This is a genomic window from Streptomyces sp. sk2.1 (genome assembly GCF_008120935.1).
Taxonomy (GTDB): Bacteria; Actinomycetota; Actinomycetes; order Streptomycetales; family Streptomycetaceae; genus Streptomyces.
Genome location: NZ_RDBO01000083.1, coordinates 34,633 through 45,481 on the forward strand (window position 1 = coordinate 34,633; position 10,849 = coordinate 45,481).

The 10,849-nt window shown below is 71.7% G+C and carries 9 protein-coding genes; 6 read left to right on the forward strand and 3 right to left on the reverse strand.

From position 1 onward, the window contains the following. The first annotated feature begins 339 nt into the window (after positions 1-339). From EAO76_RS37040 to EAO76_RS37055, 4 genes are all read left to right on the forward strand, one after another. Positions 340-1,611, forward strand: a complete 1,272-nt coding sequence (locus tag EAO76_RS37040; protein WP_148840620.1) for an aspartate kinase — start codon at positions 340-342, stop codon at positions 1,609-1,611. Further along, entirely contained in the window at positions 1,608-2,672 is a 1,065-nt protein-coding gene (locus EAO76_RS37045; protein WP_148840621.1) for an aspartate-semialdehyde dehydrogenase, read from the forward strand. The genes EAO76_RS37040 and EAO76_RS37045 overlap by 4 nt, the downstream gene beginning before the upstream one ends. Positions 2,673-3,031: 359 nt before the next feature. Beyond that, positions 3,032-3,607 carry a SigE family RNA polymerase sigma factor gene (locus EAO76_RS37050; protein ID WP_148840622.1) on the forward strand — a complete coding sequence of 192 codons (576 nt, stop codon included), beginning with the start codon at positions 3,032-3,034 and terminating at the stop codon, positions 3,605-3,607. Between the two features lie 95 nt (positions 3,608-3,702). Further along, positions 3,703-5,118: a hypothetical protein gene (locus EAO76_RS37055; RefSeq protein ID WP_262376075.1), complete on the forward strand. Its 1,416-nt coding sequence runs from the start codon at positions 3,703-3,705 to the stop codon at positions 5,116-5,118. A 122-nt stretch (positions 5,119-5,240) separates the two neighbouring features. On the opposite strand, the gene EAO76_RS37060 is transcribed toward EAO76_RS37055, so the two are convergent. Together EAO76_RS37060 and EAO76_RS37065 are read right to left on the reverse strand one after the other, a co-directional pair. Continuing rightward, complete coding sequence (locus EAO76_RS37060; protein ID WP_148840623.1) at positions 5,241-6,155, reverse strand: SURF1 family protein; 915 nt, start codon at positions 6,153-6,155, stop codon at positions 5,241-5,243. A 78-nt stretch (positions 6,156-6,233) separates the two neighbouring features. Then, positions 6,234-8,141 carry a prolyl oligopeptidase family serine peptidase gene (locus EAO76_RS37065; RefSeq protein WP_187438935.1) on the reverse strand — a complete coding sequence of 636 codons (1,908 nt, stop codon included), beginning with the start codon at positions 8,139-8,141 and terminating at the stop codon, positions 6,234-6,236. A gap of 70 nt (positions 8,142-8,211) precedes the next feature. On the opposite strand from EAO76_RS37065, the gene EAO76_RS37070 reads away from it, so the two are divergent. Beyond that, positions 8,212-9,048, forward strand: coding sequence for a bifunctional 2-polyprenyl-6-hydroxyphenol methylase/3-demethylubiquinol 3-O-methyltransferase UbiG (locus EAO76_RS37070; RefSeq protein ID WP_148840625.1), 837 nt, complete (start codon positions 8,212-8,214; stop codon positions 9,046-9,048). Between the two features lie 50 nt (positions 9,049-9,098). Then, entirely contained in the window at positions 9,099-9,488 is a 390-nt protein-coding gene (locus EAO76_RS37075) for a nuclear transport factor 2 family protein (RefSeq protein WP_148840626.1), read from the forward strand. Between the two features lie 232 nt (positions 9,489-9,720). Here EAO76_RS37075 and EAO76_RS37080 read toward each other — a convergent pair whose 3' ends face one another. Then, positions 9,721-10,524: an SGNH/GDSL hydrolase family protein gene (locus EAO76_RS37080; protein ID WP_148840627.1), complete on the reverse strand. Its 804-nt coding sequence runs from the start codon at positions 10,522-10,524 to the stop codon at positions 9,721-9,723. Positions 10,525-10,849: the final 325 nt, after the last annotated feature.

A 10,849-nucleotide genomic window follows, 5' to 3' on the forward strand; every position in this document is an offset into this window, starting at 1 on the left:
CGCGGTCAGGGGGAGGGCGGCCAGGGCCAGGAGCACGGGGAGCGCGCGGAGCGGATTGCGCACGGTGGGGGCCTCCGAAGGGCGGATCATGGGGTTCCGGTCCACGCTAGAGGTGCGGGGCCGCCGGATCGGGGACCCGGCCCGCCGGGCGTGTGGGCTGGACCACATAGGGAGTGCGGGCCCGATCGGCGGGCAACAGACCCTGTGCGAGCGGCCCGGAACGACACGCCGAAGATCACGTGCTGAGCGGGACATCTCACCATGCGGTATTGGCGGGGCGTTTTCGGGCTGCTCGTTAAACTGAGCCGACCGCAGTAACGGACTGAGCGAGGAGCGCACGTGGGCCTTGTCGTGCAGAAGTACGGAGGCTCCTCCGTAGCCGATGCCGAGGGCATCAAGCGCGTCGCCAAGCGAATCGTCGATGCCAAGAAGAGCGGCAACCAGGTGGTTGTCGTGGTGTCCGCGATGGGCGACACGACGGACGAGTTGATCGATCTCGCCGAGCAGGTATCGCCGATACCGGCGGGGCGTGAGTTCGACATGCTGCTGACCGCCGGGGAGCGGATCTCCATGGCCCTGCTGGCGATGGCGATCAAAAACCTGGGCCACGAGGCCCAGTCGTTCACCGGCAGCCAGGCGGGCGTCATCACCGACTCGGTCCACAACAAGGCGCGCATCATCGATGTGACGCCGGGCCGTATCCGTACGGCGCTGGACGAGGGGAACATCGCGATCGTCGCGGGGTTCCAGGGCGTGTCCCAGGACAAGAAGGACATCACCACCCTCGGCCGGGGCGGATCCGACACCACCGCGGTCGCGCTCGCCGCCGCGCTGGACGCCGAGGTCTGCGAGATCTACACCGATGTGGACGGGGTCTTCACCGCCGACCCGCGGGTCGTGAAGAAGGCCCGGAAGATCGACTGGATCTCCTTCGAGGACATGCTGGAGCTGGCCGCGTCCGGCTCCAAGGTGCTGCTGCACCGGTGCGTGGAGTACGCACGCCGCTACAACATCCCGATCCACGTCCGCTCCTCCTTCTCCGGACTGCGCGGAACCTGGGTCAGCAACGAGCCGCAAGGGGACCAGAAGGTGGAGCACGCGATCATCTCCGGAGTCGCCCATGACGTCTCCGAGGCCAAGATCACCGTCGTCGGCGTGCCCGACAAGCCGGGCGAGGCCGCCGCGATCTTCCGCACGATCGCGAACGCGGAGATCAACATCGACATGGTGGTGCAGAACGTCTCCGCCGCGTCGACCGGTCTGACCGACATCTCGTTCACCCTGCCCAAGGCCGAGGGCCGCAAGGCCATCGACGCCCTGGAGCGCAACCGCGGCGGCATCGGTTTCGAGTCGCTGCGCTACGACGACCAGATCGCGAAGATCTCCCTGGTCGGCGCCGGTATGAAGACCAACCCGGGGGTCACGGCGGGCTTCTTCGAGGCGCTGTCGGACGCCGGTGTGAACATCGAGCTGATCTCGACGTCCGAGATCCGCATCTCGGTGGTCACCCGTGCCGATGACGTCAACGAGGCCGTGCGCGCCGTGCACACCGCCTTCGGTCTGGACAGCGACTCCGACGAGGCCGTCGTCTACGGAGGCACCGGCCGATGACCGCGGGCCGCCCTTCGCTCGCGGTCGTCGGGGCGACCGGGGCGATCGGCGGTGTCATGCTCCAGATCCTTTCGCAGCACGCGGACGTCTGGGGCGAGGTGAAGCTGATCGCCTCGCCGCGCTCGGCCGGTCGCAAACTGGTCGTGCGCGGCGAGGAGAGCGAGGTCCTCGAACTCTCCGAGGACGTCTTCGACGGCGTGGACGTGGCGCTGTTCCTGGTGCCGGACGACATCGCCGCGCGGTGGGCGCCGATCGCCGCCGCCAAGGGCGTGGTCGTCGTCGACGACTCCGCCGCCTTCCGGCTGGACTCCGACGTCCCGCTGGTCGTGCCCGAGATCAACCCGCACGCCGTACGGATCAGACCGCGCGGCATCGTCGCGAGCCCGAACTGCACCACGCTCTCGCTGATCGTCGCGATCGGCGCGCTGCACGCCGAGTTCGGGGTGCGGGAGCTCGTCGTCTCCTCGTACCAGGCGGTGAGCGCGGCAGGACGCGACGGCGTCGCCGCGCTGCGCGAACAACTGGCGGCGGTCGCCGGTACGGAACTGGGCACGAGCCCCGGGGACGTGCGCCGGGCGCTGGGCGACATCGGGAGCGGCCCCTTCGCCGCCCCGGTGGCCCTCAACGTGGTGCCCTGGGCGGGCACCGGGGCCGGGGACGGCTGGTCGTCGGAGGAACTGGCGATCCGCGAGGAGTGCCGCAAGATCCTGGACCTGCCGACCCTCCGGGTGGCGGCGACCTGTGTGTACGTGCCCGTCGTCGCGACGCACTCGATGTCCGTCCACGCCAGGTTCGAGAACGAGGTCGAGGTCGACCGGGCCCACGAGATCCTGGCGACGGCGCCGGGCGTGGTGCTGTACGACAACCCGGCGGCGGGGGACTTCCCGACGCCGTCCGACGTCGTCGGCACCGATCCGACCTGGGTGGGACGGGTGCGCAGGTCGATGGACGATCCCCGGTGCCTGGAGCTGTTCGTCTGCGGCGACAACCTCCGCAAGGGAGCCGCGCTGAACGTGGCGCAGATCGCCGAGTCGGTGGCCGCGGAGTTCCCCCGTGTCTGATCGAACCCGTTTTGTGGTTTCTGTGAACGCCCTGTGAGTAAGTTGAAGGTCTGAACATCTTGAGATGGGGTGCCGGGGTATCCGACGATGACCATCCGGCCCGCTGCAACCGCCGGCCGGGGAATGCGCGTCTATGCGGTCACCTTCGGCGCGGCGGGGCGCGCATTCGGGGCACTTGGGGAAGAGCAGGTACGTATGAGGGCATGTCGCACTGCGTCGAACGCGGTGCCGCGCGCGTACAACCCTGACGGGGGGAAACGTGTCCAACTGGCGTGGCAGAGGTTCTCGATATCACAGTGGTGGGTCCCTTGCGGGGCGCTTCGGTGCGCCCGCTCCGACGGCCCCGCGCGCCCGGCGGCATGCCGGTGATCGCGCCCATGCCCGCCGCCCGCCCCGCACGGTTGCCCTCGCAGCGCGAGGGCGCTGAGGAGAGCGTGGCTGCCGGAACCACGGTCGACCACCTCACCGAGACCTACCGTGCCCACTACCGGTCCCTGCTCGGACTCGCGGCGCTGCTCCTGGACGACACGGCCTCGTGCGAGGACGTGGTGCAGGAGGCGTTCATCCGCGTCCACTCGGCGCGCAACCGGGTGCGTGACCCCGAGAAGACACTCGCGTACCTGCGCCAGACGGTGGTCAACCTCTCGCGTTCCGCGCTGCGCCGCCGCATCCTCGGGCTGAAGCTGCTCTCCAAGCCGATGCCGGACATGGCGAGCGCCGAGGAGGGCGCGTACGACCAGCTGGAGCGGGACGCGCTGATCAAGGCGATGCGGGGGCTCCAGCGGCGGCAGCGGGAAGTGCTGGTGCTGCGCTACTTCGCGGACATGACCGAGGTGCAGGTGGCCGAGACGCTGGGGATATCCCTGGGTTCGGTCAAGGCCTACGGCTCCCGTGGGATCGCGGCGCTGCGTGTCGTGATGGAGGCGCAGGGATGAGCCGGCGCGACCGCACGTACGAGAACGGCCCGGGGCGTGAACAGCGCGACGGCGCCGGGCGTGAGCATCGGATTGACCGGACTGGAAACGGGATTGTGAACCACGACGGGCCGGAGAACGCCCTGCCTGCGAACCGGGACGCGGACGCCGCCCCGACCGGGTCGGCGGAGACCGCCGAAGCCGAGGCCACCGGGGCCGAAGCCGGGAACGGCGGGGAAGCCGGGGACACCGCGAACGCCGGGGACGGCGAGGACGGTGGGAAGGCCGGGGCTCCGGAAGCGGCCGCTGATGCGTCGGGTGAGTCCGGTGCGTCGAGTGCGTCGAGCGTGTCCGGTGTATCCAGTGTGTTCGGTAAATCCGACGGTGCCGGTGCGGCCGAGCCGGCCGGGACAGTCGGCTTCGGCAGTCTGAGCAGCCTCTTCGGCCCGGATCCCGGTTCGGACGACGCCCTGAACGGCGACGGGTCGAGCGGTGACGGGCTGAACGGCGGTGACGCGGATCTCGACGAGGTCGCGCTGCGCCGCATGCTGCACGGCGCCGTCCAGAACATCGAGCCCCGTGACGGCACGCTCGACCGGTTGCAGCGCGCGGTGCCCGTCCGGCGTGCCAAGCGGCGGCAGGCCGTCGTCGGGCTGGCCGCGGCGGCGCTGCTCATCGGCACCGCGGTGCCCGCCTTCGTCCACGTCGCGAACTCCGACGGTTCGAGCGCGGCCAACCCCGCGATAGCCGGGCACGGCGAGCAGGCGCAGGGCGGCAACGGCACCGACGCCGGTTCGGGGCACCAGGGCAAGGACGGCGGCGGTGACACCGACGGGCGGACCGACGGCGACCCGGACCACCCCGAGAGCAGCAGCAGCCCCTCCGACAGCCGGGGCCAGGGCGACGACGGCAACCTGGCGGGCGGGACCGCGGACCCGGACCGTACCGAGGTGGCCGCCATGGCGGCCTGCGGACCGGGTCAGCTCGGGGTCGCCTCGGCCGAGACCGGCGCCGCCGGGGCCGACGGCACGGTGTACGGCACCTTCCGCATCGCCAACGTCTCCGGCACGGAGTGCTCGGTGAGCAACGGCGGCAGCGTGGGCTTCCAGACGATGGGCGCGGCCGACGAGACCAGGATCATGGTCGTCCACCACACTGCGGGCGACGCGGCCCCCGGGCTGCCCGACCCCTCGCAGGAGCAGCGGACGGTGCTGCTGAAGCCGTCCATGGCGTACGAGGTGAAGTTCGCCTGGGTGCCGAAGGACACCTGCCCGACCGCCGGGGGCTCGCCGAGCCCGACACCGACGGAGGGCGGGGGCGCCGCGGGCGGTGCCACGGTCTCCGGCGCCGGCAGCGGCGAGGGGACGACGGACATGGACGCGCAGTTCCTCGGCGAGGACGGCGGCATCCAGGACGGCAGCGTCTCCGTGATGCACACACCGGAGGCCGGGGCACCGGTCGCGGCGGCGACGATCCCCAACGCCTGCTCGGGCACGATCTACCGGACCGGGGTCCTGGCCCCCGCGACGTGACGCGCACGCGGCGCGTGCGAAACGGGTGAGGGCCCGCCGGAACGATCCGGCGGGCCCTCACCCGTTTCACACGCGTGTGTACGTCCCGGACCACCCCCGACCCCGGGTGGTGGTCTCCGGTCTCAGGCGGTTCTGCCGCCCACGGCGGGACTGGCGCCCTCGTCCTCGCCCTTCTTCCCGCTGCCGTCGGTGCCGGTGGCGGTGGCGGCAGCGGTGTCGGTGCCGGCCCCGTCCGCCGTCCCCGCTTCGGCCTCCGGGACGAGGCCCAGGCGCAGGTCGCGCGCGGCCTCGGCCTCGCGGCGGACCAGGCGGAACCACATGAAGAGCACGAAGCCGGCGAAGACGAACCACTCACCGGTGTAACCGAGGTTCTGGAACGCCTTCAGATCGAGCCCGGTGCCCTGCGCGGCGGCGGCCGGTACGGGGCGCAGCGCGCCGCCCGCCCCGTCAGCCGTGCCGGAGCCGGAGCTCGTGTCCTGGATCGTCACCCAGGCGTCGTAGACGTCGTACGGGACGAGGTTGATCAACGACGCGGCGCTGATGATGCCCAGCTGCCCCTCGGGGAGCCCGCCCCGCGCGTCGGCCCCCGTCGTACCGGCGTTCTCGGACGCCTGGAGGTCGCCGGTCACCGTGACCCTGCCGGTCGGCGCGGCGGGCACGGGGGTGGCGCCGGGCTCGCCGGGCAGCCAGCCCCGTACCACCGGCAGGGCCTTGCCGGTGTCCGTGCGGAGCATGTTCAGGACGTAGAAGCCGCTCCTGTCGTCCAGCTTCCGACCGGGCACCAGGAACTGGTCGGCGTACCGGCCGGTGGCGGTGGCGGGGCGGCCGGAGGTCACCTTGTCGACGGGCAGGAGGTCGTCGAGCGGCTCGGCGGCCCTCGTGCCGGGAGCGGGCTGCTTCGTGGCGGCGTCGTGCGTCTGCACGCGGTCCTCGAAGCGGCCGAGCTGCCAGGTGCCCATGAACACGCAGAACGGGATGGCCAGCGCGACGAAGAGGTTGATCCCCCACCATCGCGGGGTCAGCAGGAACCGGTACACCCCTCCACGGTACGGTCCCCGCTCCGGCCGCTCGGCGCGGGGGCCGCCCGGCGGGCCGCCCGCGCCGAGCGGGTCCCCCTACTCGTCGGACGGAACCGGCTGAGAGACCGGCTGCGGGGCCGGTCCAGGGGCCAGGTGGCGGCGGGCGAAGTCCAGCTCCAGACGGACCTGCTTGATGCGCTCCTCCACGACGAGCGAGCCGTGCCCCGCGTCGTACCGGTACACCTCGTGCACCGCGTTCCGGTCCTTCAGGCGGTCCACGTAGTTCTCGACCTGACGGATCGGGCAGCGCGGGTCGTTGACGCCCGCCGAGATGTAGACGGGGGCCCGGACCTCGTCGACGTACGTCAGCGGGGACGAGGCCGCGAAGCGCTCGGGAACCTCCTCCGGCGTGCCGCCCAGCAGCGTGCGGTCCATCGCCTTCAGGTCCTCCATCTCGTCGTGGTACGCCGTGACGTAGTCGGCGACGGGGACCGCGGCCAGGCCCAGCGCCCAGTCGTCCGGCTGTGTGCCGAGCCCGAGCAGGGTCAGATAGCCGCCCCAGGAGCCACCGGCCAGGACCGTCTTCTCCGGGTCGGCGAGGCCGGACTTCACCGCCCACTCCCGGACCGCCGCGATGTCCTCCAGCTCGATCAGGCCCACCCGGTGCTTGAGCGCGTCCGTCCAGGCGCGGCCGTATCCGGTGGAACCGCGGTAGTTGACCCGGACGACCGCGTAGCCGTGGTCCACCCAGGCGGCGGGGCCGGAGGCGAAGGCGTCGCTGTCGTGCCAGGTCGGGCCGCCGTGGATCTCGAAGACCGTCGGGAACGGGCCCTGGGCCGGGGCGGCGGGCCGCTGGACGAGCGCGTGGACGCGGCCGCCGGGCCCGTCCACCCACACGTCCTCCACCGGCACCGACCCCGGGGCCTTCGGACCGGGCGGATCGAGCACCACGGCACCCGAGGTGGACCTGATGACGGGCGGCTGCGCGGCCGAGGACCACAGGTACTCCACCGTGCCGTCGGGCCGGGCCGTGGCACCCGACACCGAACCGGGCGGGGTCTCCACCCGGACGGGGGCGCCCGCGCCCGGCTCGTACCGCCACAGGTCGCTGCGGGCCTCGAAGCCGTGCACGACCAGCAGCGCGGAGGCGTCCGGATACCACTCGGCGCTCACGTCGCCGGGCAGGCCGAGCGCGAGGTCCGTCTCCTCGCCCGTCGTCGGGTCCCAGATCATCGGCTCCCAGCGGCCCCGCCGCTGATGCCCGACCAGCAGTCTGGTGTCCCCGGCCACGGGGGCGAAGCCCAGCACGGACAGGCCCAGCTCCTTGGTGCCGCCCTCGGTGTCGTCCAGCTCGGCGACCGTCGTGCCGTCCGGCCGCACCACGCGCAGCGCGGAGTGCATCGCGTCGCCGTGCTCGGTGTGCTCCAGGACGATCAGCGTCCCGTCGTGGCTGAGGTCGCCGACGCCCGCCGACTCGCGGTGGCGGTAGATCTCCACGGGGGCGGCGCCGGGGCGCACGACGTGGACCGTCGTCCCCTCCTCGTCGGTCGAGCGGCCGACCACCGCCGTGCCGTCCCGCCCGATCGCGAGCCCCGCGGGGTACGAGGGGGCGAGGCCGGGCACCGCCGGTTCGTCGCCCGACCCGGCCTCCCCGCCGTGGAACGGCCGGCGCATCCACACCCCGAACTCGTCCCCGTCGGTGTCGTCGAACCACCAGATCGACTCCCCGTCAGGGGTCAGCGCCCCGTCCGTCGTGCCGTTCGGCCGGTCCGTCACCCGGCGCTGCTCGCCGGTGGCGCGGTCCCAGGCGTACAGCTCGTACGTGCCCGTGGCGTTGGAGACGAACAGCGCGCGGTCCGGGGCGTCCTCCGCCCAGTCGGGCAGCGACACCCGCGACGCCCGGAAACGCTGCTCCCACTCCGGCACGGAGGCGCTCCCCGGGGCGGCCGCGGGGGCGTCCCCCGGGGCGGAAGGGGCCGTCGTCGAACCAGTGATCTCAGTCATGCCCCCCATTCTGCGTCGGACGCCGATAATTCGTTCGCTTCGTCCTCAGCCTGTGGATAACCTCCCCGACATGCATGCACCGACCCCTGACGACTGGCACGAGGCGAACCGCGCGTTCTGGGACGAGCGGGTGCCGATCCACGTGGGCAGCGACTACTACGACCTCGCGGCCTTCCGCGCCGGCAAGGACTGCCTGCGCGACTTCGAACCCGTCGAGGTCGGGGACGTCGAGGGGAAATCGCTGCTGCACCTCCAGTGCCACATCGGGGTCGACACCCTCTCCTGGGCGCGGCACGGTGCCGGGCCCGTCGTCGGCCTGGACCTCTCCGAACCGGCCGTCGAGGCGGCGCGCGGCCTGGCCCGCGAGCTCGGGTTCGACCAGGACCGGGCGGCGTTCGTCGCCGCGGACGTCCACGACGCCGCCGAGGCCGTGCCCGACACCTCGTACGACATCGTCTACACCGGGATCGGCGCGCTGAACTGGCTGCCCGACATCCGGCGTTGGGCCGAGGTCGCCGCGTCGCTCGTGGCGCCCGGGGGCTTCCTCTACCTCGTGGAGTTCCACCCGCTGACGGACTGCTTCGACGACGCCACGGGCACGAAGGTCGAGTACGACTACTTCACCCGCGACGCATGGGTGGACGACACGCCGGGCACGTACGCGGACCTGGACGCGCCCACCGTCCACAACCGCACCGTCGAGTGGCAGCACCCGATCGGCGAGGTGGTGTCGGCACTGGCCGCCACCGGGCTGCGGATCGACTTCCTGAACGAGCACGACGTCTCGCTCGTCTCCCGCTTCGAGGCGCTGGAGCGGCAGGACGACGGCTACTACCGGTTCCCCGCCGGACGGCCGCGCATCCCGCTGATGTACTCGCTCAAGGCGTCGAAGCCGACCGGTTCCTGAGGAAACGCCAGGTCGGGGCGATTGTCAGTGGTGGGGTACAGACTCGAACCATGACTACGACTGCCGAGCTGCGTGTCGCCGTGGAGACGTACTGGAGTGCGGCCGACTCCCGGGACTGGGGCGCCTTCGCCGCCACGCTGGCCGACGACGTGCTGTACGACCTGCCGCAGACCCGGGAACGGATTCGCGGCAAGGAGCGGTACCTGCGCTTCAACCGCGAGTACCCGGGGGACTGGCGGGTCCGTGTCGAGCGGATCGTGGCCGACCGCGAGGGGCACCAGGCCGCCGCCCGGACGCTGGTGACGACCGGTGTCGAGGAGTCGCACGCGATCCACTTCTTCACGTTCGACGGGGCGGGGCGGATCAACGGGATAACGGACTTCTGGCCCGAGGCGTACGAGCCCCCGGCGGGCCGCGAACACCTGGTGGAGCGGTACTGAGTCCGACTGCGGAGCGGTACCGGGACCGAGTACCGACACGTCCGGGTCCGGCCGAGTCCGTTCGGGGGAGGGGTGCTTCGGGTGGGGTGTTTCGGACGGGTCGGTTCGGACGGGGTGCTTCGGGGGACGTATGCCCGGCCGGGGTGGGGCCCGGCCGGGACGCGCATGGACGCGGCGGGCCTTCGGAAGTGATCCGTCGGCCCGCCGCTCCCGCACCCTCGTCGTCCGCGTCCTACGCGGCCGAGCGGAAGGCGGGAAGGTAACCACCGGACTGCCCGGCGGCCTTGGGGTGGTACGAGTTGTAGACCGGGAGGGTCACGCTGTGGAGCCACGCGCTGCCGGAGCACAGCTCGTGCCCGCTGAACTCGTCCACCACGCTGGAGAACGTGAACCCGGAGTTGGCCGCCTGCTTGGCGATGACGCCGTTCAGCACGTCGGACGCGTTGTTTATCGCCGCCCGCTCCTTCTCGGAGAGGCCCGCGATGCAGCTGCCGCTCAGCTGGTAGAAGCGCGGGTAACCGAGCACCACGACATGGGCCTGGGGAGCCCGTGACCGGATGGAGGTGTAGAGCGAACCCAGCTTGGACGGAAGCGAGTTCTGCGCCTGCGAGACGGCCGTGTTGACCCTGCTGAGACAGGTGGCCTCGCCGTTCAGCACGCAGGCCTGCATGACATCGGCGAAGCCGACGTCGTTGCCGCCCGCGGTGACGCTGACCAGACCGGTGGAGGAGCTCAGTGCCCCCAGCTGGGTGCTTGCCACCGAGCTGGTCGTGGCGCCCGAACAGGCCACGAAGGAGAAGGAGGAGGGCGAGTTCGCAGCCGCCCAGAGGTAGGGGTAGGACTTGGTGCTGCGACGGCAGTCACCGCTGTCGGACAGGTAACTCCCCGCCCCGACACCGGACGAGTACGAGTCACCGAGAGCGACGTAACCGCTCGCGGCCGTCGAGTTCGCGAAGGCCGGCTGGGCAACGCCCAGGGCGGCCACGGCGGCGAGCGCCAGGGTGGATGCGGACGCCCAGAATCTCCGTACCGACATGGCTGTCAGCCCTCCGAAGTGTGGGGGGTGGATGGGGGGTTGGGTTGAGCGCCATGTTTCTAGCAGCTGTCGGTACCAGCCGGTAATAGCCGCGGAAAAACTGGTCTGATATGCCCGAATGGCCGTTCGTCTGCTGAGCTCCGCGCGTAGATAAACCTCTGGGGGCGGCCCGAATGGACGTTATTCGGCCATGCGTTGGGGCCGCGCGGGAGTGGCACGCGGGGGCTCGCTAGCGATGCGCGGGCGGCGCGACAGGGGTGCGCTCCGTCGGGTGCGGCGGCTCACGAGGGAGTCCGCAGGGGGGCGTCGAGGAGCGCGGGGAGGC